At 55.6% G+C, this 26380-nt stretch carries 21 protein-coding genes and 1 pseudogene; 9 read left to right on the forward strand and 13 right to left on the reverse strand.

Translation table 11 applies throughout. The features are described 5' to 3' along the window. Position 1 precedes the first annotated feature (1 nt). The 4 genes from AC3RCM_RS24165 to AC3RCM_RS24180 are packed head-to-tail and all read left to right on the forward strand — an operon-like array spanning position 2 to position 6586. Positions 2 to 2446, forward strand: coding sequence for a hypothetical protein (locus AC3RCM_RS24165; protein ID WP_492629208.1), 2445 nt, complete (start codon positions 2 to 4; stop codon positions 2444 to 2446). Then, positions 2424 to 4529: a site-specific integrase gene (locus tag AC3RCM_RS24170; RefSeq protein WP_492629209.1), complete on the forward strand. Its 2106-nt coding sequence runs from the start codon at positions 2424 to 2426 to the stop codon at positions 4527 to 4529. Before AC3RCM_RS24165 ends, AC3RCM_RS24170 begins: the two co-directional genes overlap by 23 nt. Further along, on the forward strand, positions 4526 to 5149 hold the full coding sequence (locus AC3RCM_RS24175) for a hypothetical protein (protein WP_132844285.1): 624 nt from the start codon (positions 4526 to 4528) through the stop codon (positions 5147 to 5149). The genes AC3RCM_RS24170 and AC3RCM_RS24175 overlap by 4 nt, the downstream gene beginning before the upstream one ends. A 3-nt stretch (positions 5150 to 5152) precedes the next feature. Continuing rightward, positions 5153 to 6586, forward strand: coding sequence for a tyrosine-type recombinase/integrase (locus tag AC3RCM_RS24180; protein ID WP_492629210.1), 1434 nt, complete (start codon positions 5153 to 5155; stop codon positions 6584 to 6586). A 136-nt stretch (positions 6587 to 6722) separates the two neighbouring features. Here the strand turns inward: AC3RCM_RS24180 and AC3RCM_RS24185 are convergent, their stop codons facing one another. The 10 genes from AC3RCM_RS24185 to AC3RCM_RS24230 form a co-directional block, all read right to left on the reverse strand. Beyond that, complete coding sequence (locus tag AC3RCM_RS24185) at positions 6723 to 7031, reverse strand: hypothetical protein (protein ID WP_492629211.1); 309 nt, start codon at positions 7029 to 7031, stop codon at positions 6723 to 6725. Positions 7032 to 7171: 140 nt separating this feature from the next. Further along, entirely contained in the window at positions 7172 to 8668 is a 1497-nt protein-coding gene (locus tag AC3RCM_RS24190) for an SIR2 family protein (RefSeq protein ID WP_492629212.1), read from the reverse strand. 39 nt (positions 8669 to 8707) lie between these two features. Continuing rightward, positions 8708 to 9361 carry a hypothetical protein gene (locus AC3RCM_RS24195; RefSeq protein WP_492629213.1) on the reverse strand — a complete coding sequence of 218 codons (654 nt, stop codon included), beginning with the start codon at positions 9359 to 9361 and terminating at the stop codon, positions 8708 to 8710. 191 nt (positions 9362 to 9552) lie between these two features. Further along, positions 9553 to 12087, reverse strand: coding sequence for an ATP-dependent helicase HrpB (gene hrpB, locus AC3RCM_RS24200; RefSeq protein WP_492629214.1), 2535 nt, complete (start codon positions 12085 to 12087; stop codon positions 9553 to 9555). A 60-nt stretch (positions 12088 to 12147) separates the two neighbouring features. After that, the gene (qatC, locus tag AC3RCM_RS24205; RefSeq protein WP_492629215.1) at positions 12148 to 13416 is read right to left on the reverse strand and encodes a Qat anti-phage system QueC-like protein QatC; all 1269 of its coding nucleotides are present in this window, start codon (positions 13414 to 13416) and stop codon (positions 12148 to 12150) included. Beyond that, complete coding sequence (gene qatB, locus AC3RCM_RS24210) at positions 13413 to 14324, reverse strand: Qat anti-phage system associated protein QatB (protein WP_492629216.1); 912 nt, start codon at positions 14322 to 14324, stop codon at positions 13413 to 13415. The genes qatC and qatB overlap by 4 nt, the downstream gene beginning before the upstream one ends. Then, the gene (locus AC3RCM_RS24215) at positions 14305 to 16176 is read right to left on the reverse strand and encodes a KAP family P-loop NTPase fold protein (RefSeq protein ID WP_253230381.1); all 1872 of its coding nucleotides are present in this window, start codon (positions 16174 to 16176) and stop codon (positions 14305 to 14307) included. Before AC3RCM_RS24215 ends, qatB begins: the two co-directional genes overlap by 20 nt. 676 nt (positions 16177 to 16852) lie before the next feature. Continuing rightward, entirely contained in the window at positions 16853 to 17881 is a 1029-nt protein-coding gene (locus AC3RCM_RS24220; protein WP_253230380.1) for a serine/threonine-protein kinase, read from the reverse strand. Then, a complete protein-coding gene (locus tag AC3RCM_RS24225; RefSeq protein WP_492629217.1) occupies positions 17878 to 18351 on the reverse strand; it encodes a hypothetical protein in 474 nt (157 codons plus the stop codon). Before AC3RCM_RS24225 ends, AC3RCM_RS24220 begins: the two co-directional genes overlap by 4 nt. Before the next feature lie 126 nt (positions 18352 to 18477). Further along, a complete protein-coding gene (locus AC3RCM_RS24230; protein WP_492629218.1) occupies positions 18478 to 18669 on the reverse strand; it encodes a hypothetical protein in 192 nt (63 codons plus the stop codon). A 116-nt stretch (positions 18670 to 18785) separates the two neighbouring features. Between AC3RCM_RS24230 and AC3RCM_RS24235 the strand changes: the two genes are divergently transcribed. Then, positions 18786 to 19979, forward strand: a complete 1194-nt coding sequence (locus AC3RCM_RS24235) for a hypothetical protein (RefSeq protein ID WP_492629219.1) — start codon at positions 18786 to 18788, stop codon at positions 19977 to 19979. Further along, positions 19972 to 20187 carry a hypothetical protein gene (locus AC3RCM_RS24240; protein ID WP_492629220.1) on the forward strand — a complete coding sequence of 72 codons (216 nt, stop codon included), beginning with the start codon at positions 19972 to 19974 and terminating at the stop codon, positions 20185 to 20187. Before AC3RCM_RS24235 ends, AC3RCM_RS24240 begins: the two co-directional genes overlap by 8 nt. A gap of 128 nt (positions 20188 to 20315) precedes the next feature. Here the strand turns inward: AC3RCM_RS24240 and AC3RCM_RS24245 are convergent, their stop codons facing one another. Together AC3RCM_RS24245 and AC3RCM_RS24250 are read right to left on the reverse strand one after the other, a co-directional pair. Beyond that, entirely contained in the window at positions 20316 to 21425 is a 1110-nt protein-coding gene (locus AC3RCM_RS24245) for a hypothetical protein (RefSeq protein WP_492629221.1), read from the reverse strand. 393 nt (positions 21426 to 21818) lie between these two features. Beyond that, positions 21819 to 22199: pseudogene (locus tag AC3RCM_RS24250) on the reverse strand (DEAD/DEAH box helicase); the annotation flags it as partial. A 116-nt stretch (positions 22200 to 22315) separates the two neighbouring features. Here AC3RCM_RS24250 and AC3RCM_RS24255 point away from each other — a divergent pair. The 3 genes from AC3RCM_RS24255 (at position 22316) to AC3RCM_RS24265 (ending at position 24842) form a co-directional block, all read left to right on the forward strand. After that, the gene (locus AC3RCM_RS24255) at positions 22316 to 22735 is read left to right on the forward strand and encodes a hypothetical protein (protein WP_014592516.1); all 420 of its coding nucleotides are present in this window, start codon (positions 22316 to 22318) and stop codon (positions 22733 to 22735) included. Between the two features lie 22 nt (positions 22736 to 22757). Then, positions 22758 to 23630, forward strand: coding sequence for a cation diffusion facilitator family transporter (locus AC3RCM_RS24260; protein WP_010955399.1), 873 nt, complete (start codon positions 22758 to 22760; stop codon positions 23628 to 23630). A 153-nt stretch (positions 23631 to 23783) separates the two neighbouring features. Then, positions 23784 to 24842, forward strand: coding sequence for an IS110-like element ISPpu11 family transposase (locus tag AC3RCM_RS24265; protein ID WP_104887826.1), 1059 nt, complete (start codon positions 23784 to 23786; stop codon positions 24840 to 24842). Between the two features lie 619 nt (positions 24843 to 25461). On the opposite strand, the gene AC3RCM_RS24270 is transcribed toward AC3RCM_RS24265, so the two are convergent. Beyond that, positions 25462 to 26298, reverse strand: a complete 837-nt coding sequence (locus AC3RCM_RS24270) for a DUF6515 family protein (RefSeq protein WP_064491241.1) — start codon at positions 26296 to 26298, stop codon at positions 25462 to 25464. Positions 26299 to 26380 lie beyond the last annotated feature (82 nt).

A 26380-nucleotide genomic window follows, 5' to 3' on the forward strand; every position in this document is an offset into this window, starting at 1 on the left:
CATGAGATTGCCACTTGCAACATCTTGTCAAACAGTTTCACAATCCTTCTATCACAAGGCTTTTAGCGAGAATTCACCGATGGATAGCGATTTGACAATCATCAAGACGAGGCAGATTTTTCAGTTCTATCCCATCACGGTACTCCCTCCTGATGTCTTGGCGCTCATGCAACGCTCCCTCGATGCTTTGGAAGAAAAAGTCCTCATCACAAAAGTTGTAAACCTCATCAAGCTCTTTGATGTCTACTGCCACGTAACAGCCACTCCAATCAGCTTCCTCTCCCTGTCCAACCCAAGCTTTGAAAAGGTCATTCAAGGCTTCCTAGGAGCGTTCGATGATGAATCCTTGATCCAATTTCAACAGCCAACCAGAGCGCTTCACCAAAAAGGCTTCGTCAAGCTGATGCTCAAGATGCGGGAAGAGGTTCCGATGCTTCCGGAGCTCACCAATGCTGACTGGAAAATTGGCAAGTACCAACACGTCTGGAAGAAGCTCCAACAGAAGCTGGATCCGGTAGCGCTGCGCTATTGGAATGGGTGGGAGATTCAAGGACGCAACGGAAATAGTGGGTATCTTCCGATCGCTCACGTGTGGAACTCACATGGGCAAGAGTTTGCCGAGCTCATTTTCGACCGATACTCCAAAAACATGGCGAAAAGGCTGAGTCCAAGCCACACTGACTTCAACACCTTCTTATACTACCTATCAGAGCATAAAGAACGCTGGCCCGTATCAACATTCCAAAGCCCACTCGAAATCAAGCGGTTATTTATTGATTTCATGTTTCACAATTTCACGAAAGCGGTGGAAAGCGGCACTGACGTCAAAACCAGGACAAGAACTTATTCTAAATTCATCTTCACAATGGATGAAATCTTCCTCCAGTCTGGAGTTTGGGCGCGCCCGTTTTCATGGGGGCTCCCAAAGCCCCCGGGGAAATGCACACCAGGTGCGCTCACCCACACAAAAAAGAAAGCAGATGGTACGACAGTCAAGAACAAACTGATCACCGAAATCCCACTGCACCTTACTGACAGTGAAGCTATTGAGCTTCTGTTCAAAGATATTCACGAGGACAATTCGCTCGTCTTAAAGTGGGCAAGGCATCGCCTTCAAAAAGCCAAGGAGGCTTACGAGGCGTGCCTTGAACTGGGCTCGCGAGGAACCATTATTACTGGCGGCAATTACAATGCCAAGAGATTAGATCAGGTGGGCGCAGAAAATATTTGCGCTACTTACCTCAAAAATGGCGTCACTTACCTCAAGAGTAACGCGCCACTCCTAGGCGCCATACCAAAGGGCGAAGTGCATAGGCTCCTAGGAATTCCTACAGTAGACACCATCTTCGCACTGCAAATGTTGCTAACCCATGGGCACCCAAATATTACTGACGGCTTCTTCGTAAACCTTGAATTATTCAATAAGCAAGGACAATTAACCGGACTCACTAAAACAGAAAAAGGGAACTACCAGTTACTGGGCTACAAAGACCGCGCACAGGGGCCTAACAGCGAGCGCAAGATCCTGCTTTCTGACGAAGAAGCGGAATGGGTTAAGTTGATGATCTCCATGACCCAAGTACTGCGAGATGAACTTAAGCACGCAGGCAACGACCAATGGCGTTACTTTTTTCTGCACACCAGCGGAGCAATTATAACACCGACCGTACCTAGCACGGTGAGGCTAAATCAAAAGACCATCAAGTACCAGCGAAGAATGGTGGATGAGTTCATGGCGCTCGGCAACCGTGGCGAGACAGCTACCAAGCGCTTCATCACTCAGTTGTCAGTCACTGCATTCCGAGCCTCGGCAGCGGTTGAAATCTTCCTCCGTAATCACGACGTGGAGGAAATGGCGAGGGCGCTCGGCCACAAGGGTTACACGTCCACCCTGCTCAGCCACTATCTACCCGAACCCATCCTGGCGTTCTTCCAAACCCGGTGGATCCGCTTGTTCCAGCGAGGGATCATCTGCCGCGCGATGAAGGACAGTCCTCGTCTGCTGGAAGTCGCTCGCTTCGCTGATATGGATGAACTGCATAGGTTCTTGGAAAATCACGCGCTCAAGGAAATCCCGGAGCACCTGCAGAACCCTGACTATCTCAAAGCGCCAGAAGCAAAGCCCAAGGCAGGCGCAAATCAGTCAGGCAAAGCAGATCAAGTCGTAGTCTCGATCGACACAGGCGTACTGACGGCACTGCTATCGCTTCAAGCTGCGGTAAACAACGCTACCCAGAATGCCAACGAGTCAGAAGAAGCCAAGCATAAAGAAGCTAAGCAGATCTGTGCCAAAGCCGTTTACTGGTCACGTTTCAGCGATTTGGTAGTAAAGGAAATCGAAGACCGCTTAGACACTACCATGCATGAATACCTTGCAGTAGCCCGTCAACATGCCAATGCCGCACATATGGAAGACTTGATCTATGCAAAAGCAACTGCCGCCTGAGCTTTCCTTCCTAGCACCATACTTAGTGGAACCCACTGAGGCATATCGCTATGCGACTTGGCTAATTAACGACTTCGATTCGGACATTTGGGAGTATAGCTTTGACTACAAAAAGCCCAAATATCTAGACTGGAGAATCACACTCGAAGATGGCAGCCTCCTGACAGCCCCTAAAAACAGGAAGCTGCTTCTTGGCTTCAAATATTACCTTACTTCCTGCACGCGCGATTCGTCGGGATATCTGTCCGAAACTAATGAGCTGCAGGGTCAACAACTGCAACGTTTTTGCCGTACCTGCCACATCATTGACTTCCTGCTGATCAATGGCAAGCGATATCAAATTGCAAAGTATGGCCTAGAAGGTCTCAATGCGGGCAACTTGCAGGAAATCCTTCAAACATTGGCGAATAGCCCACAAGTTTCTGAGTCGATCTATAACTGGCGCGAACGTCTCCATGATTACTGCATGCGATTGTTAGAAGCCACTTGTTCGACAACGCTAGTAGACCTTCTCAAATCCAAGCCACAACTCGCCGTGATCACCGACGAACAGCGTGCAGAAGATGAATTGGGCATCGCACATGAACTAATTCCGCAGGTACGAGCCGCACTGTATCTGCAGGGCTTTTATCACGCACAGATCCATGGCAACCAACCCAACACAGCTCAAATATCTCAGGAGATTTATTCGGAGACTTTGTGGGGTAAAAACCAATCGAAGGTTATGTATAGCATCCTCATTTATAATGATGATGCATCGCAATTAGATCGCGAATACAGAGGGGTTCCTGTCACCAGTGGTGCACGTGAAAAAATGCGTGATACCACATATGTCACCTATCGCCGAGCAGTTTATCAACTAGGCGTTCTGCACGAGCTGGAGTTACCTGCCCCCAGGGTTGAAGCCTTGGTCAAAGCAGAAAAATTCAATCCTGACCTGTCGACCATCGGGCGATTTCGCACCCTTCCATCCGAGATGGTGTTCACGGGGCTGCGACAGGCTATCGAATTCCACCTGGAGCATGGCCAAGAGCTCACCAAAGCGTTTTGCCGAATCGCGCTGGAATGCAAAAAACGGAATGTATCACCGAGCTTCTTGACCGCAGAGGAAGTGCAACAATTGGCCGGGCCGAAGCTGTCGGCCTTCGGCGTGCGAAGGTTGTCGCTGGCGGTAAACTCAACCAACACTGGGGTTTACCACTCTATTATCAAGGGTACGAAAGAAGCTTACTTCGGTAACCTGAGGGCGAATAACGGCCTCTATGAACTCATGGCCGTATATATGGGTTGCGTGCAGCTCACGGTAGGCGTCCTTATGGCCCGCAGGGCCAGTGAGCTATACGGGCTGAACGCGGAAGATTGCCTCGATGAGACGCAAGAGTGGCTGCTGTTCCGCAATGCCAAGAGCACACGCCACTTGTTTGGCATGCGTCGCCGCGAAGCTAGGCCGATCGAGCCGATTGCCGCAGACATGATCAAGACGCTCATTCGTATGCAAAAGGTGTTGCGCCGGATTGGCTTCATTTCAAAGTTGCAAACGCTGTTTGCCTTGCCCAATTTCAAAGGTTCAGCACAACTGACCGACTCAAGCGCATACACGTACAATCGTAACCTGGATCTGATGTGCGACTACTTTGAAACCCCTCTGAATGCCAAGGGGGAACGCTACTACTTCCGACAGCACCAGATGCGTCGGTTCTTCGCGATGCTGTTCTTCTACTGCGGCAGCTTCGCCAAGCTCGACACGTTGCAGTGGATGCTCGGACATACTGACCCGCAACACGTCTATCGGTACATCACGGAGTCCACGGACGGGGCGGTGTTGGCCAGCGCGAAGGCCCAGACCGTGGCCGAACAACTGCACCATGGTGACATCGAAAACTACGTTGAGCTGACGCAGTTGCTGAAGGATCGTTACGGCACAGAGAAATTAACCTTGATCAGTGCCCACGACCTGGAAGACCAGATCAGGGAGTTGATGGACGAAGGCTGGGTGGAGATCGAGCCTGAGTACTTCAAAGATCATCGGGGTAAGCAATTCAAACTTGTGGCGCGCCTGGTGCGTGCTCCGGAGGCTGCATGAGCCAAGGTATTTCTCTCGCTACACGCGCCGCTCCATCGGTGCGTGGGCTGCACGCACTGCTGGTGGATGCCATCAAGCGGGCTCAGCAGTATCACTCTGATCAAGATCTGCGTAAGGCCCTGAAGAGCCAAGGTGGCATTGCGAAACTGGAGCGCGCGGTTACCGACGACCGTGGCGACACGCTGCAAGTCATCCCCATGAGCCTCAACACCTTGAAGACCTATGCCGACGCGCATCTGCCGGGCGGTTTCAAGGCTCTCAATGACCTGCGGCTCAAAGCCTTGGAAGCGCTTGAAATCGCAGCGAAGCGCGGCGAGCGCTCCAACAAGCGCACCCGTTCTGGCCTCTCACTCAAAGTGGCCGAGCTGGAGCATGAATTGGAGCTTCACCGGCAGACCAACATGCTTTTACTCAAAGCCATCGCGGAATGCCACGAGTGGTTTTACAACATTCGTGACGCGTCCAGCGCACTGCAACGGGAGAAGGATGCCCAGGACGCAGCCGATACGGTACGCGCAGTGCTGAGCATGGCCATGCCACCTTTCAACACGCTGCATACCGTAGAAGTGCCAAGTCCTTCTGCAGAGGTGCCCAATATCGCCGACTACAGGAAGGACTAGACCATGCAGGCAGTGACCAGCAAAAAGCTCCATTCGTTGCTCGGCGACTTCACTTTTTTCAATCACTTTTCAGTGGATCGCATCAGCACACGCGACGCATCAAACATGCCGTTCATTTGCTGGCCAAACGGCTCTCCCTGCTTGATTGGTAACCTGTACATGCAGAGCCTGCTCCTCAGCCGAGGTCGCACGCGCAACGGGCTTTCCCGTAAAGGTACGAAAGGCGGCTCAATGGGAGCGTATGCCGGGCATGTGGGGCAACTGCTTAAACGGTGCTACCGGGATGGCGTTGACCCGATCAACCTGAACGACATGAAGTTCACCGACTACGTGGATGAAATCCGAAAGGAGACGGCAGATTACAACCCGGCACAGCCAAAGAAATCACAGAACGCAGTGATCGCGACCGGCAAGGTTTGGCTCGACTTCCTAGTGTTCGTAGGTACCTTTTACAGGAACAAAACCTTTGTTTCGCCAACCGGTGCGATCCGGGCGCGCGAGGAGACCTTTTACGTCAAAGTCCGAGGCGGAAAAATGATTCCGAAGGCCTACCTTTGGCATCATTCCTTTGGCAAGTCACACCGAGAACATCGTCGCGACCCCGTTACCAGCGAGCAGATTCAGATGCTCAAAGCGGCCAACCGCAAGGACAGGGCCTGTGATTTTGTGAAGATGCGCCGCCTGATGATGATCGAGCTGCTCACCGACCTGGGGCCAAGGCGGGGTGAGCTAGCTAATTTGAAGGTGCAAGATGTGCGAAACGCCGTGAAGTTGGACAAGCCCGTTCTGCGACTGGATACGTTAAAACGCGAGGAAGGGGCGGAGCGGTTCATAGCGATTTTCAGACCTACGCTGAAGAAGTTAGATGAGTTCATTGACGGCCCACGACGCAAATTGATGCGTAATGTTTACAAGGGAGGCAAGGATCACGGCTACGTATTCGTCTCCACTCGCAACGGTCAACCACTGCGCGATACCCACTTATCGAATGAAATTCGCTACCTTCGAATACTGGCGGGCATCGAGTCGCAAATCTGCCCACACATGTTCAGGCATGCCATGGTCACCCGCGTCTTCACCCAGTTCATCGCGCAGCACAAGCTAAACAACGCTGACGATTTTCGTCGGGCGCTGCTCGACACCAAAACCTTTGTTGCAGAGGTTGTGCAGTGGACAGGGCATCTGGATCCGACGTCCGTCGAACACTACATCCACTTAGCCTTCCGAGATCTCGCCAATTACTCCGAGACGCTCAGCTCAGTGCACCAGGCGCTTGCCATGGACAAGTATTTTGCGCTCTCCAACGACCTCAAGCTCCAGCTGGAGGAAGGCCTACCGGTCGCCGACTACCTCAGACAGTTGAATGATCTGGAGCGGATGTACAAGCAGGATGCTGAAAGCGCTGAGAAGCGCACCACGTCGCTGAGAACGCCGTAACAGATGATCTGGCTGCGCAACAACTAGAGCCCTGGCCAACCTAACCAGGGCGTCATCGGCCATCACCCGCCTTTTCCAGAATGCTGGGCTGGAGTCATCCAATACGCAGCGCGCGCTGGATGAACATCCGATCCACTTAGCCCACGGATCGCACCCAGGCGTGCTGGTTGTCTCGAATGAACTGACCAAGCTGATCCACATCCGCCTTCTCAGGGAAATCCATGAGGTCAGCCAGGCGGTGCAGGGTCTGGATAGGGATGCCCATTTCCTCCAGGGCATTCACACCGGGTGGCAGGTGGAAGCTTTCAAAGACCATTCTGACGTGCGAGTAATCAACCTTGCTGTGGATGCCACGCTTAAGCGCATGGTGTTTGACGACATCCTCCATAAGCGCGAGGAGCCAGGCAAGGTAAACCCGTAGGCTTTGGAGATGATCTTCAGTCAATGCGGCCCCAGAACTCGCTTGGAGATGATTCGCAGAGGGTACAACTTCAGCATAGAGGCGGGCGGGGTCACGCTGAAAGAACGACTGGCCTACCCAGACTCGACCTGGACAAATTTGCCTTATCCGACGATTGAGACCTCCTAGCCGCTCCGCTGCCCTACTCTGACCCTATCGAGAATAATGGGTATATCGTTGTAGTCCTCATACCAAATTATGGTGACTCCCAACTCTCTCATTAGCTCTTCATTCGTACTATGATGGCGATCAAGGAATCGCTCGATCACAGCATTTGGAATCTTGAGCGGAGCACCACCCTCACCCCTTTTAAATTTAACGGGATTTAAACGACGCATAAATGCAAAATGCTTTGGCTTTTCGAGCGACTTTGAAGCAATCTCCAACAACCTACGAAGATTCGGATCGGTCAGCGACAAACCTATCATTAGACATGACGTCTCTTTAAATATATTAAGCTGCGCCAGATTAGACCAGTGATAAGCGTCACGATAAATCTGATGATACCCCTCCTCAGAAAAAACTAAAGTACATCGATCCAAGTTAGGGTATCCAGACCTATCCTGGGGCAAAAAGCCGTGCACGTGGTATATAGGGAGTTCTTCAGCAGAAGCGGTCTCAAACTCCTCAAAAACACTTTTATGCACGAGCGACTTAGCCTTCAAAGCCCGCTCGATGAAGTCATCGAAGTTATACGTCAGAATGGATTTAATCTTCGCACCGGTACGAGTTGGCGTGCAAAGCGTGGCAATCGCTGTAATGAGCATGGATTCAATCGGATAATCAGTGTTTCGCAGCTCATACAGCTGTTTGGTAATGGCCTCGATGAATACTTGCTGTTCCGTCGGCGACCCTGCAGCCAAGCCCTTTCGAATGTACCGGGCTAACATCAGTGCTGACGGCCCATCGACCTCCATCAAGCGACTCACAATCTGTGCCACTTGAGAGTTGTTACTCTCACCCTCTCCGATATTCTCTTCAGAAAGCATGGATACAAACAGAGAGTTAAGGAGTGTATTCCAATCAGGTAACCCGGCACTGCTAGATACGCCCGCCCCAAGTGCCAGTGAAAAGCTGCCAGCACGGTACTGCTCCGAAATTTCTTTTATTATTTGCTCTCGCTCTTCTTGCCAAGCATTCGTTGGTCGAGCGGCGGCCATTTTTAGCCTAACTGAGAACATATTCTCAGCAAGAACCCCTGCAGCATCTGCATGTTTCAGAATCAGCTCATTTATTTTCTCTTTGCCCCAGAAAAACAGCGGAAACTGAGACGCACCACCCATCGCACCAAAGATTAAAGGGAGCTGATCCTCCTTCACCTTGGGCGCAATTACCAGTAAGCGATAACCCGGGCTGGCTCTTCGGGAGTAATTTGCGATGATAGCCTGGAGCTTTTTTCCGCTTATAGTAAACGTTATCTCTATAGCGAGCGGCTCTCTGATCTCACCGATCCCATCTGGAGCAGTAGCATCAAAAGGAGCCGCCCCCCCACCATGCTGAACAATCTTCTGCCCTAACGGCTCACCCTCAAGCTCTAACAGCTTGAGTATGAATGCTTCTAAAAAGTAATAACCTCCAGAACCATAAGAGGACAATCGCTCTTCCAATGCGTCGAAGTACATGGCGCTCCCAACGAGATAAAACCAGAGAGAAAGGACTGCTTACAGGCACGTTTCCCAAACGCTACCACAGGAGGTATACATCTCGCCCGGCAATCTTCCTTCTGCCAGCCTCCGCTCGTAGGTTGACCACAGCCGGCGTCGCTCCGGGCTCATATTTCCCTGAGCATCACGTTCGAAGGCATCATGGGTGAACAAACCTACGACCTCGAACTCATTTCGACTGACCAAGGCAAAAAGCACCTCGTTAGTGCGCTGGATATGCCCTGCGGCTTCCTGGGTCATGCCCAGATGAAAGTGATGAAAGCCCATCACATTGAGGAGGAAGTCCTTATCGGCCCACAACCCCTTGGGGTGATTGCGGTCAGGAATTGTAAAGCCATCCGATGTCGCAGCTAACGACAGGTAGGGTGTCAGGTCGTCTCCGGCTTCTACCGCATTGAACAACGCCTCGATGTTTGGCTTCAACGTTGCCGCCCTTGGATCTTTGTCTAAAAGATGTGCGCGCATGACTTGGCGAGGGCGCGTGCCGACTGATCGCACTTTCCAGCCAAGGAACGCGATCAGAAGATCCGTAAGCCTCATGGCTTGTAGCGCTTGAAGGGTCGCCTTGTTGTTCGGGAATCTCGGAATGGCTGCGATGAGATTGTTCCGAAATTTTTTGAGGCGGGGAGATTCGTTAGCAGATTGATCCATCAGTCACGTCCAAATTATAAGCATCCAGTCGCTGAGCGACCCTCATTGACCGCAGCTGTGCACAAGGCATCTCCTCTACGGCATACGACGCAGCGTCATGTGCGTTAGCTTCGACGGCCTACCCAGGCGTAATGCGAACCCAGGCCACAAGACGGCCCCAGATGCTGGCTACGTAGGCCTCCGTCTAGAAGTCAGGTACCTCTGGGCTTGGCTCGCGCGGTAGCTTGCGCAACGAGTGGATCGTCAGGCCAAAAATGCTTGGGGTATCTTCCCTTCAGATCCTTCTTGACCTCGGCATAGGTCGTGCGCCAGAAGTTCGCCAGATCCTGGGTCACCTGCACCGGCCTTCGTGCCGGCGACAGCAGATGTAACTTCACCTGCTGACGACCATTCGCGATGCGCGGCGTATCAGCTTGCCCAAAAAGCTCCTGGAGTCGGACAGCAAGCACCGGAGGACGCTCGCTATAGTCGACGCGGATATTCGATCCCGACGGTACCGAAATCGTCTGAGGCGCCTGTGCGTCGAGGTGTTGTGGCAACGGCCAAGGCAAGAGGTTACGCAGGATGGATGACAAGTCGAGCTGACTAAAATGACTCAGCCGAGTGACCTTTCCAACGTATGGCCCCAACCAGTCCCCAAGCGACGCCAGTAAGGCCGCATCTCGAAGGTCGGGCCACTCACTTTGGCTACCCGATTCCTCATCGAGTATGCGCAACAGTTCCACCCTCGCCTGCCACTGGCGAAGCTCAGGCGTCCACGGCAAAAGCTCCAGCCCTTTTCGGCGTACGTAGTTGAGCAGCGCCTGAACGCGCGCCTCCTCTCCAATGTTTGCCAACGGCGTCCGAGACAGAATCAACTCCCCTACTTTCAACTGCCGCTCAGCGCGCAAGACACCTTCTCGCTCATCCCAATCGAGCTCATCCACCTGGTCGACCTGCTCTTTCAGAACGGAGTCGAACAACGCTTCGTCTAGATCAGCAGCAAGGTAAATCCTCTCCTCCCGCTGGCCCTGGCGACTGCCGAGATCAGCAATCACAATCCAGGCGTGCTTCATCAGTGCGTCCGAATCGGTGAACGCCGCAGCCCGACCATTCGCCAGACGATACTCAGCACCACCCGCACGCCGCTGTTGAGCAATCCGATCGGGATACGCCAATGCAAGCAGGCACCCTACCCACCTTGGGTGATCTGGATCAGCGATGGCGAGCGCTGCCGAGCCGCGCAGGAACGACCGGAACTGCCTGGCCAACTGCCTCGCGCGCTGGATAGCGCCTTGTTCACCCCGCTGTGCACGCTGCTCTCCAGACAAAAGGGCAAGTCGACTGTGTAAGTCTGCCCCCCCTCCGCGCTGGATATCCTGCTCGCCAAACAAGGCCGCGATATTGCACGCCGTCTCGGTCAGCCCCAACTCATGGCCTCGTAACAGCAGGTGGGCGATTCGGGGATGGCTTGGTAGCTCTGCCATCGCCTGTCCGTGCTTGGTCAATTGACCATCCTCTTGGATCGCGCCAAGCCGTCGTAGAAGTTCACATGCCTGAGAAAATGCTGCTGTGGGCGGTGCATCCAGCCACACGAGCTCGCTCGGCTTGACGCCCCATTTGGCCAGCTGCAGCGCCAAGCCAGTCAGGTCTGCCTGCTGAATTTCGGGGGCACTGAAACCTGCCATCTGATCGTGTTGAGCTTCAGACCACAGGCGATAGCACACTCCAGGCTCCAAACGCCCGGCACGCCCGGCCCGTTGGGTAGCACTGGCCTTGGATATCCGTTGGGTATCCAAGCGGGTCATGCCGCTGCGAGGGTCGAAGCGCGGTACACGCTCAAGGCCCGCGTCGATCACCACACGTACACCGTCGATAGTGACACTGGTCTCAGCAATGTTCGTCGCCAGCACCACTTTGCGCTTTCCTGGCGGGGCAGGATCGATCGCTGCCCGCTGCTGATCCAGATCGAGTTCACCATGTAATGGGCAGAGCAAAGTGTCCCTCTGCAGCGACGCCGATGCATTGAGGCTGTCCTCAAGCCCTGCCACAACGCGGCGAATCTCTGCCTGGCCCGGCAGGAAAACCAGCAGGCTGCCTGGCTGATCAGACAGTGCGTCAAGGCAAGCGCTGATTACCCGAGGCTCAAGGTACTCTCCTGGCTGCTGTGGCTTGCCCCAGATCGTCGTGACCGGAAACATCCGCCCTTCGCTCGTCACGATCGGTGCATCACTCAGAAGACGCGAAAGTCTCTCCCCTTCCAGCGTCGCCGACATCAGCAACACCTTCAGCGCAGCATCGTCTCGGAACAGCTCCCGACCATTGAGCGTCAGCGCCAAGGCGAGATCGGCATCGAGGTTTCGCAGGTGGAATTCGTCGAAGATCACAAGCCCCACACCTTCTAGTGCTGGGTCGCTCTGCAGGCGACGTGTGAGGATGCCCTCGGTCACCACCTCGATCCGGGTCTTCGGGCCTACCTTGCTGTCCAGGCGGATGCGGTAGCCCACGGTCTCGCCGACCTTTTCACCCAGCTCACTTGCCATACGCTCTGCTGCAGCACGCGCTGCCAGTCTGCGTGGTTCGAGCATGATGATGGTCTGGCCCTGAAGCCAGGCTTCGTCGAGCAAGGCAAGCGGGACGCGGGTAGTTTTACCCGCACCTGGTGGTGCCTGAAGCACCACTTCATCCCGCTCATGGAGGGCTTTCAAAAGGGCCGGCAAGGCGGCGTTGATAGGCAACGAACTCATGTGTACTCCTGCAACATGAGCGGCAGTATACGCTCACTCAGTTGCAGAATCGGAGGCTGACTAGGTCAGCTGATAGCTGCGGTGAAGCTGCCCAAGCTCCTCCAAACCTCGGGCAAGCATTGCCCTGTAACCGGCACGATCCTGAATGAATGGTGAGAACAGGCTATGGCCCAACCATTCCTCGAAACCATTTTCAGCCACATTAGCCAAGGCAATACCAACCGAGCGCACATCCTCAAACCAGGCATGTTGCTTGTCCCTCAGCCCCAGATTTTCATGCACGTATGGCGTGTCATCATTCACCGCCGCCCAACGTTTGAACGAAGCCCGTCTCACTTGACATGGCACGCATCGACCGCAGTGTTTGTATCCAAAACGCTGGAATCGTCCGCAGCTAGTGGATGCAATAGCATGCCGCTTCAGCAGATCCTGGTTCCGACATTCGGCCAACATCTCTCCCTTGGTCTTCAAGGCGTACGGGTTTTGAATTCGTACATTGATGCCGGCAGCGTTGAAAATCTCTTGCAGTCTCCCGAGATACTCCGGATGGGCAGTACGGGTACTCAAGCTACCCAACCGAGAGGAGGTCAACGGTGGGTTGATCGCAATGAAGCCGTTTTCACAAATATAAAGCGGCACCGTTTCGCCACGGTGGTAACGATCAAGTGAAGTCGCGACAGCTAATCCGAAGGCAAGGAAGATGATGGAGCGGGCCCTCTGGGAGGGCTCCTGTGCATCTGGAGATCGGGTGACGTGGTTGAGCCCGATCCTGGATAGCCCAAGACTCTGGGCAAAGTGATCCTGTTTTTCCCCATCCCCCCGAACAATCTGGCTGACGGCGTAGGGCCTCACGCCTTGTGCAACCAGATCAATTGCACCTATCAGGCTATCGAGCCCGCCTGAAAGAAGCACCACCGAATCCTCGGTGGGATGAAGCGCCTGCAACTGTGCAGGTGGCCCGAATCCACCAGGGTGAAATGACAGCGTCCACTTGTCTGTAGTGAGGAAACGCAATGCGTTCTCCAGTCCACGTGCCTGCGAATCCCAGAACACAGGATCCTGGACAGATATCTCCAACTCGATCACTCGCGTCCAGCCATCAGCGCTCTGCGCTCGGATCGCAGTGAAGTCTGCTGCGACGACTGAGAGTGCGATGCTCAGGAAATCCCAAGCACGGGGACTGATCTCTAGATGCGCTCTGTCAATGAGCTCCCGGGCATATCCGCCAACGCTAACTTGCCCCGGCTCAGCTTTTCCGTAAATCACAACCTGCATCGCGCCATCATCACCAGGCACGTGAAAACCCGCAGGGCCGCATATGAACTTCATTCTACGTACCCCTCAAACACTTCAAATGTTTCCTGGAGGGCTGCCCGAACAACTTCGGAAATCCGGCCTGACGTCAAACGAGCACCCGTGGCAGCAATCTTGCGGAACGAAGCCGAAACGGACTCTTTGATGTAGTCCTTGATCTCCTTCAGTCGACGCATGGCGATCGTTGCGGAGTCCGCTTTTTGCTGGACGGTTTTTCCCAAGTCGAGCTCATATCGATGAAACACATCCATCGCGGTGAAACGCTCAATCGCAAATGCCCGCTGTTCAGCGGAGAGATCGAGGAGGTCAGCATCGGGATATCGCACAAGCACATCCGAAAGCGAACCTCTAATGGATGCACGCTCAGCTTCGGCGTCCTGCGAGCCATCGACCGGACGCACCGCTTCAACCAGAGCATCCATCACTTCAGAAGCCGATCGACCACTCCAAAGCGTAGGATCGAGCGCACCTGGCGCCGATTGATCGCCTTGCGCAATGGCCTCCAGAGTGTTGCTGAACACACCCGCGATGGCGGCGGTTCCACCAAAGCGTGCTGTCGTGGTTTTCGCCCCGCCATACCCCTGTCGGACGTAATCACCAAGGCTTCTTCGCAAGCTAGTACGATCGCCGCTGCTCGCGTAATCGCCCAGCCCTCGACGGGCACCACCAAACCTTCCCGGCGGTGCTAGGCGCTCAGGGGCCTCAGGAGATACATGAGGGTCTTTATCGCCCTGCTCTTCGTCGTCTGGCCAATCCTGATCCGAATCCGTAGGGCCATCATCGGTGGGGTCATCCGCAGGCGGCTTGAGAGGCTCCGGTGGATAAGGCGGCACGGGCGGCGGCAAAGGTGGCAAAGGTGGTGTCCATGGAGGCACCAGCGGCACACCTTTGCCTGGCCCATCGCTATTTTGTGACGTTCCCATCGATTCTCCTTATCGCAGCCTTCACCGGCCCGCTCACATCAACACCGAGCCAGAATTCATACACCGACTTTTTCCACGTCTCATCAGCCAGCTTCGGCACAATACCTGCCTGAATCTGCACAGGTGGGCGCTCCTTGAGAAACGCCGCCAGCCGAAGGCCCTGCTGCGCATCGAGTCGTGACACCACGAGCAATGCTTCGAGAATGTCAGGTACGCCCCACTCTTGTTCGGCACCTGCTTTATCGAGCAAGCGATCCATCAAGACGTTGATCTCAACGGGGGCAATGGCCCCCAGACGCGCTTTAAGTTGCGAAGCCATCTCAGGCATATCAAGCAGCGCGGTAAGCAGTTCAGCCGCCTCTGAGGACAGACGATCTTCATCCGTGATGATCGGAGCATGCTCACGACTGACGTAGATCGCTCCTCGTAAATCCTTGTCTGCCAACGCGGGAGGCAAGGCTAACCATTCCTTCACAAAGGGCTGATCCCAAGGCTGCTGAAGGTTGAAGGATTTGCCTTTCTTGATATCCGCTTCCCAGTCACCAAGCAGCGTTGGCTTGCCGTGTTTATCCGCGCCTACAGCCTTCATCAACTCTTCGTACGCCTTCGGATTACCACTGCGCTCAAAAAGCATCAGTTTGACGAGCACCGCTTCGTCAACCCCCACCCCTTGGGCGCGAGAAATGCTCATCCGGATTGCAAGCGCGTTGAGGAAACGCTTGATGAGTCGCGGATTGCCCTGGATGCCGGAGGCGGAGGTCATAACCGCAGCCAAGCGCTCGGCAGTATCGAACTTGCCAATCAACTCGGCAGGGTAATCATCGTAGAGGCCTTGCATGAATCCTCGATCTACCCGATTCCCTTGCCATGTTGTCCGGAGCTGATCCCGGACTTTGAGACGAATAGCCTCGATCACGGGTTTAGGCAACGTACTGTTCTCTAGGAACAGCATCATCATGTAGGCCCTGACCTCCTGCGTACCAAGAGGAGGAACCCGAATAGGAACTTGGATCAGCTTGTCGAAATAGCTGGTTACGAGAAAATCATCGGGCACGCCACTGAAATGCTTGCGTACCGCATGCTTGATCATCTCGTTATCTGCGGCGATCACGAAGGCTGTGTTGCGTAAGAACAAGAAGAGCCGAATTGCTTCCAAGGTTGAAATGGTCGTTTCTGGCAGACACCGATCCAAGTCGTCGATCAGCACCACCAACGTCACACCCAGTTCGTCCAAGATGGCTTCAAAATTGTCCCTGAGCGCCTGAATCTCCTTGGGTGGCGATTTCTTGACAGGCGCACTACGGAAGAGCTTTTCCGCCTCCCCCTTCGCGTCTTCAGCCGTATCTTGGAGTGCATCCACCGTGTCGTGGCTAACATCTCCAGACCGGAGGCGGTCATAGAGACTGACGATTCCTTCCACCAAGCCGGGCGCTGGCAGACCTGTAGCGATGGACAACGCGGTGTTCCCTGCAAGCTTCGCCGCCCGCAGCCAGTTGACCCGTGCAGCAAGGTCAGCAACTTTATCCAACCCTTTCTTGCGCTTCTCGGCTTCAGCCTCAAGCTGTGATGCGATTACATCCATCAGGGCTGCTCGCGCGTCGTCATATCCCTGGTACAGCCAGGCATTGAATTCAACGAACACGAAATCCTTGGCCGGCTTTTCACTGCGTTCGGGAGGGTCTTTGAGCGAAGCCTGGATCAGCTTGATCATCGACGACTTGCCTGCACCCCAGGCCCCCGAGACCCCGATGGAAATGGGACGGCCATTTGCGGAGTAGATGATCTCGGCAACCGTATCTGCCACACCAGAGAAATTGAGAAAATCAGTTTCTGTCTCGTTATCTACCCACATAGCGACCCTCCCTGGAAGTCATGGCGTCAAGCGGTGGCAGTGACGCGCCATAGTAGCCCTCCAGCAGAGCAAAGGGCCACTACATCGACGAGGGCCAGCCCCTCAGCATCAATAAGGGGCACCCGTCAGAAAATTGCAGGGCTTCGTGTGCCAACCACGGGCAGTGGTTTGAGATCACCAGGAGCTCCGGAAATGATTTTCTCTGCTAAACCTCATGGTGAGAGGTGCCTGACATGGCGACGACGGACAAGCAGCCGTTACTGCCACTTGCACCAAAGACTGTTCATGCATACAGTATAGGTAGATAGGGGCGCTCCCGTGATTGACCTTTCGGCAATTACGGAGGCCAAAGCAGAAGAACTCGTATAAGCTCTGCCGCCCACAAACACTCGTTCATCCATGCCCGACATATGTCGCCTTCGCGGCAGGTAGGATCCAAATGAGCAAGCGCCATCCCAACCTGAGGCTCACGTCGCCTCGATGCACATTCTGCGGAGCCATATGGCACCCGGCAGAAGGCATCGATGCACTCGCGACATATTGCCCGAATTGCGCGGATCAGCGTCGGGCCGCTGCTCAAGCTCATTTCCAACTCAAGCCATTGAGCGCTGCCGACTTTGTCGACGGATACCTGCTGCCCCGGCGTATGCGCAGCGCAGCTGGTTGAGAGCGCTCGTTAGCGGGAGAAGTGGCTTTCCAGCTCTCGATCAACCTGTTTGCGCCCTATTACGCCTTGCGATTGGCCGAGCGTCATCTTGCGTCCGGCCCCTACAGGCTCGCTCCAGGCTTTCCACTCGTGACGCCGCTCAGAATGCAGATTCCACTCAACAAAATTCAGGCGCTTGGGCGACTGTAGCTCCCATCGCACCAGTTCCGGGGTTACATTCGTTTCCCAGGATTGATCGATCGGCAGACCCGAAATGGCGTTCAGGACTTCACCCGTAGTGGCGTAGCGGGCAGCAGAGTCATCTGCGAGCATTTTGCGAATTACCCGGCGCCAGGGTTTGGGTATGTGGGGTAACCAACGCAGGCGATCTGCGAGCCCGCCATTGCGAACAATGTCTGCAGGCGCCTCGTTCTGAAGGACGTACCAGGTCTCGCCATGAAGCAGCCGGAAAATGGTCATGCCAAGCGCCCAGATGTCGGTTTTGACACTCGTTCCCGCACCTTGCCACACCTCATAGGCAATGTGATCCAGGTACCCTGCAGCGGAGCCATATCCCAGAAGCAGGTCATCGGTGACCAGTCCAAAGTCGCCCAGTTTCGCGAGGCCGGCTTGATCCAGCAGAATATTCCCCGGTTTGATGTCCCGATGCAGCATGCCCTTTCCATGCAATGCACCGAGGCCGATCAAGACATCCGTCACGACTTTATGCACACGGGCCAGGGTCATAGGGCCTTGCTCGTACAGTGCCTGCAACGAACCACCAGGGCAGTACGCCATCGTGAAGCGGATACTGTTGTCGAATTCCTCGATGCCGTATACCTGCACTACGTTGCGATGTGAGGCGGTCGAAAGGTGTTTGGCTTCAGCCAGAAACCCCTGCTTGGTGGTCAACCACGCCGCATCATCATGCTCGGGCTTTCGGGCCAGCACCTTGACCGCGACGTCTCCATGCACCCCGCATTTGCCCAGGAAGACCTCGCCGAAGTGGCCGTTACCCAGCTTCCTGATGATTTCCAGTTCCGGTACGACGCTGCTCATGGTCGGTTCCTGTGGGCGACTACCAACATGGCGGCCTCGCGGCTTCCCTTACGCAGCTTTGCCCCGTCGAGTTGCTTTTCCCAGAACGCGTCGTCCTTGACGACCTCGTCCACCTTGCGCTTATAGGTTCTGCTCATCCAGCTCTTTTCGAGTACGCGAGTCGCACAAGCCGAAGCTGCCGCACACATGATCACGCCCCGCAGTTCAGCACCGTCCAAGATTCCGCTGCCACCACCACCCTGAGGCAGAGCGCTGGCCTTGATGACGACCTGGGTTACGCCGTTCTGCTGGATGTACCCGGCGCAGCGGTGGAACAGTGTTTCATAGGCCTTCGCTCGATCCCCCCCTGCAAGCTTCCAGGTCTCGTCCCTGTTCAGGATGAGCGGAGCATCCGGGTCGTCCGGGATCGTCGTGTCAACCACCGTCACATCACTTGCAGTGATGACCAGCCCTACGCAGCGTGACGCCATATACTTTTCCTTGTGGAGGCAATTAAATATCACCCAATGGTATTACAGCGTTCGGCCTCGTCAATCGCCCGTTCTGCGGTCGAAAGCCCCAGCTTTTGGGTGCAAAAGCCCACGCCTATGCTCGGATTAGCCGGAAATTGCCAGGTCGGCCAGGTCGGCCAGGTCGGCCAGGTCGGCCAGGTCGGCCAGGTCGGCCAGGTCGGCCAGGTCGGCCAGGTCGGCCAGGTCGGCCAGGTCGGCCAGGTCGGCCAGGTCGGCCAGGTCGGCCAGGTCGGCCAGGTCGGCCAGGTCGGCCAGGTCGGCCAGGATGAGCTTCACTGAGGAACTATGAGTCAACACCTACTGGAAAGATTCTGGCGGGTGGAGGAGCAACACCCGGTGAGGGTGAGAGAGCGGTAGTCGGACGACTACTCAAACAAAAATGGAATCGAATCTTGAACAGCAGCGCGACACGTCGGGATAGCTTCAAAACAGGGGCAGTTTCCATCGCCCGTTCCACCGGCCTTTGGTCTAAGAAAGCTTTCTTAGCCCTGTGCCTGCTCGTCGGCACCAGTTACGGCTCCATGATCATCGCGCTGCTCAGCATCGGGAGCGCGGCCATGATTTCCGTGATGAGTGGCGACATCAAGGCTGAGTACACCGCCACCCAGACATGGGCCCAGTTCTTCCAGACCGAGTACCTGTGGCCTTCGATCATTTTGTCGATCGCCGCTGTGATCGCGGTGTTCTTGCGTGAAGTTGGGGTAGTGACCTCCACTCGAAAAAAAGAAAAGGAACTGCAAGATCGCCTGACCACCATGCCGCCCAAGCAGTTTCTAGCGGCCTATAGCGACGCTGTGATCGACATCCGGTTCCTGTTTGAGAGCCAAGCGCAGGATGACTCCCAGCCGATGAGCAGGCAAAGCTTGGCAAGCGACATCCGCGTGGTACTGACCAAGATCCTCGTGCTAGCCCAAAACTGGGACAGTGCTCCTACCGACACGTACCGCGCCAACGTCATGATGGTGGAGCTGGACAAAGGCATCATCCGGAACAAATTCGCGCAGCAGGTGAACGAGAGCCCGTTTTTCCTGTTCAGCTCAAACATCGATGCCCGCTTGGATAATGCTGACGGCATCCTGCATATCACGGATCTTGAACTGTCTACCTCTGTTGGAAATCAAGGCCTTGCGGATCCGGATAACGAAATCCGCCCGATCTGTTTCCCCTTCAAAATCGACACGTCCGACCATGCAAAGTCTCACCCCAACATGCCAGGTGGGCCAGTCGCCGTCTCCACCAACGAGTCACAATACATTCAAGATTCCCGCACCCATTTTAAAGAGTGGCTGGATGACGAGGCTCGCCAAAACCCTCATGTGACCGAGCACTACAAGACGACTATTGGTAAGTACTACACCACTCACCGTTACGCGACGTCGATACTCTCCATCCCGCTAGCACCTGGCGACGACACCAAAACCCCAATTGGATGCCTTAACATCTATAACAACAAGGCAAACATCCTAATGGGTGATAGCCGCAATGCACAGTTCGTCCAGCTACTGCAACCGATTTGCGCGTATTTACATGATATGATATTATTATACCGTGCATTTATTGACATGGAGGCTAGTGAAGATGAGTGAACTTGCCGTTGCTGCAGTAGTCGCCGAGAAAGCCGGTGACGCTAAAGTGTGCGCCTCCGCTGCTTTGAAGCACAAAGCATTCGCGAAGATTTACAGTGGCCGGATGTCTCGCGATGAGCTCAGGGCTTCTATGTTGGCTAAGGCTAAAGATGTAGTAGAAAAGGGTATCGGAACCCTTGATCTCGTTACCGTAGTCGAGCACCGATAAGGGCTCAGCCGCTCCCCGCTACCACTTGGAAGCCACCGAAAGGTGGCTTTCTTGTATATGGCTCTCTGATAAGGCGAGTGACCCAGAGAACCATCTCGTCGTTTGAAAAAGAAAATTGCTTTGCTTCTCTACTTCAACCCTAGCACGTTAACAGCTATATATTCATGAAACCGATCTGAGTAGGTCACGCTAACAAAGTCTGGATCTACTGTAGCCGTGAACGCCTCATACAAAAAGTGGGTCTTACTTTCAAACTTCCTGATAATCGGAATCGTGACATCTTTACCCTCCGACTTGATGTTTATGAGAAAGCAGAGGAACACCCCCATAAAACTAAGATCACCAGCACCTTCCTCAACCCTAGTTTCATGATAGTGTGATATAGGCGCAATCGTGAATGTCCGATCATTTACACCGACCCACTCATCAACTTCCTCATCAAACTCTAGCTCCACGCTCCTGATCTTTAAGTCTGCGCCCTCATACTCGGACTTAATTAGACATTTCGGATAGTCAATTTCAAGTGCACCCTTCGTATTAAGCTTTGCGTCAGCAAAGGCATAAACGATGTTGGATATCTTTCGAAAACACCCATCATAAAATGCCACTACCTCGTAACCACCCCCGAACAAATTCGAAATCGACTCCGACTTGAATTTTTCTTCGAACTCATTCTTCAAATGCATTGCGAATTGATCAAGAGCCATGCAGGTACCTTGCACAACGATCTCATCCTCGCAAACATCAAACATACGCAAAGGGTAACTCTGATAATGAGCAATAGCGTGATCTGCACCTGAACCGCCAACCCACAATTCAAAATGCTCATTACCGTCCCCGTAGTCCGCATAAACACTGGTTATGTGGATCTCATCGCCCTCCACACTAAGCGCGATTATCTGTACTTTTGAACTACTGATTGCTTCATCGGCAACAACCGCATCTGTAAAACACTTACCCGTCAGCAGTTCGTTTTCATCTACGAGTTTCTCGATTAGCCGCACTACGGCCTGAATTGCAGGAACATCTCCAGCGAAAGCCACAGCGAAATGCTCATTCACCACGAGAATCTTTTGGCACAGACCAGCCACAGCGTGCGTACGCAACCCAAGGTTACCGGCCTCAGGCTTGAACGACGGGATTTGCGAAGACCGCATCCCTTTATTGGGGCTGGTAAGCAGAATGTCAGCCTGAAGGAAGCCGCCATCCTTTAGCTTGTAGCCGGAAATTAGAGTCATGTGCGGATCCTATGGCGTAGAAGGCGGCTACGGTACATCGCCAGCAGGTGATATCAAAGCTATCGCTAATACCGAGAATCGCATGTTGAACCATCAGCGAAAGCGTCGATTGGCTCCGCGCCTAGAGTTCGGTTTACCGGGCAAGGGCCGATCACACGATGCGGGTTCGTGGTGCATTGGGATGAGCTGGGACAAGGTGTACGACGTGAGGAAAACCATCGAATTCGAGACCGTGGCACCTACCGGAGGTGAGACTGTGGATCTCGCCCAGGTTGATCTGGAAGGGGGGCTTAAGAGGGAAGCCGGGGATGGCCTAGCGGGAGGTCAGTTTAGGCAGGAGAATGTCCTGCGTTTTGACAAGATTCCAGGGTATTTCGGTGAAAATGGCAAAACGTGATATTCGTCGAAAATCAGCAGGCCCACACCTTCCAGCGCCGGGTCGGCTTGCAGGCGGCGTGTGAGGATGCCTTCGGTCACCACTTCGATACGGGTTTTCGGGCCGACCTTGCTGTCCAGACGGATGCGGTAACCCACCGTTTCCCCAACCTGCTCGCCCAGCTCACTGGCCAGCCGTTCGGCCGCTGCCCGCGCAGCCAGGCGCCGTGGCTCGAGCATTAGGATGCTCTGCCCGGCCAGCCACGGTTCGTGCAGCAGCGCCAGTGGCACGCGGGTGGTCTTGCCAGCGCCAGGCGGCGCTTCAAGCACCACTTCGTCACGGTTTTCCAGAGCCTGGCGCAGGGCGGGCAAGGCAGCATCAATGGGTAATGAAATCATGGTGGTCCTCGAACAGTCTCGCGAGTATAACGGCGAACCCAGCCTGCTCTATCATGGTCTTAACATCAGGTGCAGGCGCTTCGCTTGTCCTGCTGAACACCTTTTCGGAGATTTACATGCGTATCTCGACCCGCGTCATCGGTGGCGCCCTCATCGCCACCCTGCTGACCCAACTGACGGCCTGCGGCACCATTTTCTACCCGGACCGGCGCGGCCAGATCGGCGGCAAGATCGACCCTGTGGTTGCCGCCATGGATGCCATTGGCATCCTGTTCTATGTAATCCCGGGGCTGATTGCCTTCGGTATCGACTTTGCCACCGGCGCCATCTACTACCCAGGTGGCCGCACTGCCCAGGTTGACCCGGCCAAACTGCAGGAAGCCGTCAGCCCCGATGGCAAGGTCGACAACCTGAAGTTGCAGGCCATTCTGGAAAGCGAACTGGGCCAGCGCCTGCCGCTGAACGACCCACGGCTGATCCAGCACCGCGGCAGCATCGAACAACTGGCCAGCCTGGGCCTGGTCCCGGCAGCCTGAGCCACAAGGACACTGACCACGGATGATCACTACCCCGGCTGAACACCAGCGCCTGCTCCGCCTGGCCACGCGCGCTTCACTGGCGGTGGCCGGCATCCTGGTGCTGAGCAAGGCGCTGGCCTGGTGGCTGAGCGGGTCGGTGAGCTTGCTGGCCGGGCTGACCGACTCGGCACTGGACGCCGTGGCCTCGTTCCTCAACCTGCTGGCGGTGCACTATGCCCTGCGCCCGGCCGACGACGATCACCGGTTCGGCCATGGCAAGGCCGAGGCCTTGGCCGGTATGGCGCAGGCGCTGTTCATCGGTGGCAGTGCGGTGCTAATCGGTGTACAGGCGGTCGAGCGCCTGTACACCCCGCAACCGCTGGGTGATACCTCCATCGGTATCGCGGTGATGCTGCTGTCGCTGGTGCTGACGGTCGCCCTGCTGGCGCTGCAGTACAAGGTCATCCGGCTCACCGGCTCCACTGCGGTACGGGCAGATTCCCTGCACTACCGTTCTGACTTGTTGCTCAACGGCAGCATTCTGCTGGCCCTGTTGCTGACGCGTTTTGGCTGGCCGCAGCTGGATGCGCTGTTCGGCCTGGGCATCGCCTTTTACATCCTCTGGAGCGCGTTGCAGATTGCCCGCGAAAGTACGGCCATCCTGATGGACAAGGCGTTACCCGGCGATGTTGGCGAGGACATGACCGCGCTGGTACTGGCCGTTGCAGGCGTGAAAGGCGTGCATGACCTGCGCACGCGCGTGTCGGGCAACCAGTGGTTTGTGCAACTGCACCTGGAACTGCCGGGGCAACTGCCGCTGCATGAGGCGCATAGCTTGTGCGTGGAGGCCTCGCGGGTGATCCGCCAGCGTTACCCACAGGCAGACGTGATGGTGCACGCCGACCCGGTATGAGGTAACCACCCCATGCCCCACCCCTTGTAATCGATGGACTCGCCCCCGCCGAGGCATCACAGTGCCACGGTGGTGTTCGAAGAAGCCAACGGCAGCGAGGGCGAGACCATGAAAAAGCATAGTTCGAAACACGATTCCCTGTCTTCCACTGATGTGGAGCTTTGCACAACCATCTGCGTAGACCTGGCCAAACAGGTCTTCCAATTAGCAGGCGAGGACGCTACTGGTCGGGTGATCTACGAAGATCGCATCAAATCCCGCCAAGCGTTCCACGATTTCCTGCTCAGGCTGCCAACGACCGTGGCCGTCTTGATGGAGTGCGGTCCAGGTGCACAAGCCTGGGCCAGACTGCTGCAGGCCAAAGGTAATCCGGTTCGCATCCTGCCGGCGCAACGTGTCGCCGAACATCGCAGCGGTGCTAAGAACGATCGTAACGACTGCTATGCCATTTTGCGTGCCGGTCGCGATACGAGCATCGCTTCGATACCGATCAAGAGCACCACAGCACTGGCTATTCAAGCGCTGCACCGTATCCGGCGCGGTAACATCAAGCGACATACCGCGCTGGGTAATCAGATCCGTGGTTTGCTACTCGAGCATGGCGTATCCATGCCCCAGGGCGATGCCGCGATCAATAAGCATGTGCCTCAGGCGCTTGAGGATGCTTCCTTGCCTCTACCCGACCTGTTGCGCGAGTTGCTCGATGAGTTGCTGATGGACTGGTTGTCTCTAGGTGAACGCATAACGGCGCTGAGCCGCCGGCTCGAAGCGACTGCCCAAGAGGATAAAGTCGCTCAGCGACTGATCACCATTCGCGGCGTCGGCCCTATCATTGCCACGGCGATCGTGGCGAAACAGACCGACCCCAGCCGCTTCGCCAGTGGCCGAATGTATTCCGCCTTCTTCGGTATCGTGCCCGATCAGCACAGCAGCGGAAACAAAATCAGATTGGGCAAGATGAGCAAGCGCGGTGACGGCTACATACGCAGCCTGATGATCCAGGGCGCGCATGCTGTCTTGAGTCAGTTAAGGCCTGATTCCGATCAGCCAGATGATCGCCGCCTCTTGCGCTGGCTATCCCGCCTTGGGCGCAAGGAGGCGGCGATCAGGCTGGCTAATCGAAATCTGCGGATTATCTGGGCCCTGTTACAGAGCGATCAGGTTTACCAACGCAAACCGAACGAAAAACCGGAGGCGGCTATGAGCCTCTGACCAACCGGGTAATGCCACCGGGGCGCTAGGCGCTCCAACCCCTGCTAGTGAACATTGACCCTAGGTAAGACCGTCGCAGACCGATGCCTCCGCTCCTACAGGCCTGATAGTGGCCTCCATGTAAACGGCACACTGCGAGCTCACCACGATGTTGGCCAGAAGCAAAAAGCTTCCTCGAACAGGCCTGATACATAGATGCAACCGGGTTCCTATGTTCAAAAAAGCAGCTAGACAGTGTGGGCGAGTCCATACATAGGAGCGGGTTCATCGCGAAAGGGCCGGGGCTGCTGGCCAATTCCACCCGCCGTTTGCCGTTGCCGCCGCTACCGTATTCGCGGGTAAACCCGCTCCTACACGCGCACAGGCCGTTGTAGGAGCGGGTTCACCCGCGAAAGGGCCGGGGCCGCTAGCCAATTTCCACCCGCCGATCACCGTTGCCGCCGCTACCGTATTCACGGGTAAACCCGAGTCCATCGATTACACACGCACAGGCCGTTGTAGGAGCGGGTTCACCCGCGAAAGGGCCGGGGCTGCTGGCCAATTTCAACCCGCCGATCAGCGTTGCCGCCGCTACCGTATTCGCGGGTAAACCCGCTCCTACAGGGGTTCCGTGCAGGGCTCAGTTGATGCTGTAACCCCGACCACTGAAACAGGCCCCCAGCGCCCGCTGGTAGTGGCTGAGCACAGTGGCCGCCGGTGCGTACGTCGCCGTCGCCGGGTCGAAGCCCGACTGGCTCACCGCCCAGCGATGGCACTGGTAGCGGTCCTGCTCCTGCTGTTCCTGACCCTGGCCATACATCGGATAAGCCACCACGTCATACCCGCCATTTGCCGGGGCCACCGGCACGGGCGACGGCACGCCGACCGGCGGGTTGACCACCACATATTCCTGGCTGTCTGCCAGGTACTGGTAATAGGTATCGGCCACCAGAAAGAACAGCGCACCACCCAACCACACTTCCCGCGCATAAGGCGGCAGATAACTGACCCGCACGCCGTACGGCGGGGTCACCACGATGTAACGGCCCCCGTGCGGGCGGTACCAGTAACCCCCGGAGTAGAAATAGTCAGCGCCCCGGTAGGGTACTTTCCAGTAGCGGTCAGGAAAATGATCCACCGTGTGCCCTGGGCGATACTGCGGCCCAGGCCCCCAGCCATTGCCATGGCCATCCGGGCGCCCCTGCCAGTCGCCACCGGGCCGTTGCCCCGGGCCACCGGTTTGCCAGTGGTGATCATCACCGTGGCGGCGGGGGATGTCCTGGTAATACCCCTGGCGCGGCGGTTGGGTCTGGCGCACTTCGTCGCGCGAGTTGAGCGAGCGCCCCGGTTCACTCTCACCTTGCACCTGCTGGCCACGTTCACCGTGCCCCTCGCCGGGCCCTTCAGCCAAGGCCCCAAGGCTGATGCTCAAACCCAGTAAACCAACACCTGCCAACTGCCAGATGCGCGACGTCATGGTGTTCCTCTCGGTAGAAAAAACTGCAACCAACGCCAGTCTACCGTGCCCACCACACAGGCCAATTAAAATTCCCGACATG

The sequence above is a fragment of the Pseudomonas sp. GW823-FHT05G12 genome (genome assembly GCF_058795575.1).

Coding starts and splice junctions, on each gene's coding strand:
- AC3RCM_RS24165 (WP_492629208.1), top strand. CDS start 2: ATGAGATTGCCACTTGCAACATCTTGTCAAACAGTTTCACAATCCTTC.
- AC3RCM_RS24170 (WP_492629209.1), top strand. CDS start 2,424: ATGCAAAAGCAACTGCCGCCTGAGCTTTCCTTCCTAGCACCATACTTA.
- AC3RCM_RS24175 (WP_132844285.1), top strand. CDS start 4,526: ATGAGCCAAGGTATTTCTCTCGCTACACGCGCCGCTCCATCGGTGCGT.
- AC3RCM_RS24180 (WP_492629210.1), top strand. CDS start 5,153: ATGCAGGCAGTGACCAGCAAAAAGCTCCATTCGTTGCTCGGCGACTTC.
- AC3RCM_RS24190 (WP_492629212.1), bottom strand. CDS start 8,668: ATGTACTTCGACGCATTGGAAGAGCGATTGTCCTCTTATGGTTCTGGA.
- AC3RCM_RS24195 (WP_492629213.1), bottom strand. CDS start 9,361: ATGGATCAATCTGCTAACGAATCTCCCCGCCTCAAAAAATTTCGGAAC.
- hrpB (WP_492629214.1), bottom strand. CDS start 12,087: ATGAGTTCGTTGCCTATCAACGCCGCCTTGCCGGCCCTTTTGAAAGCC.
- qatC (WP_492629215.1), bottom strand. CDS start 13,416: ATGAAGTTCATATGCGGCCCTGCGGGTTTTCACGTGCCTGGTGATGAT.
- qatB (WP_492629216.1), bottom strand. CDS start 14,324: ATGGGAACGTCACAAAATAGCGATGGGCCAGGCAAAGGTGTGCCGCTG.
- AC3RCM_RS24215 (WP_253230381.1), bottom strand. CDS start 16,176: ATGTGGGTAGATAACGAGACAGAAACTGATTTTCTCAATTTCTCTGGT.
- AC3RCM_RS24220 (WP_253230380.1), bottom strand. CDS start 17,881: ATGAGCAGCGTCGTACCGGAACTGGAAATCATCAGGAAGCTGGGTAAC.
- AC3RCM_RS24225 (WP_492629217.1), bottom strand. CDS start 18,351: ATGGCGTCACGCTGCGTAGGGCTGGTCATCACTGCAAGTGATGTGACG.
- AC3RCM_RS24240 (WP_492629220.1), top strand. CDS start 19,972: ATGAGTGAACTTGCCGTTGCTGCAGTAGTCGCCGAGAAAGCCGGTGAC.
- AC3RCM_RS24245 (WP_492629221.1), bottom strand. CDS start 21,425: ATGACTCTAATTTCCGGCTACAAGCTAAAGGATGGCGGCTTCCTTCAG.
- AC3RCM_RS24255 (WP_014592516.1), top strand. CDS start 22,316: ATGCGTATCTCGACCCGCGTCATCGGTGGCGCCCTCATCGCCACCCTG.
- AC3RCM_RS24260 (WP_010955399.1), top strand. CDS start 22,758: ATGATCACTACCCCGGCTGAACACCAGCGCCTGCTCCGCCTGGCCACG.
- AC3RCM_RS24270 (WP_064491241.1), bottom strand. CDS start 26,298: ATGACGTCGCGCATCTGGCAGTTGGCAGGTGTTGGTTTACTGGGTTTG.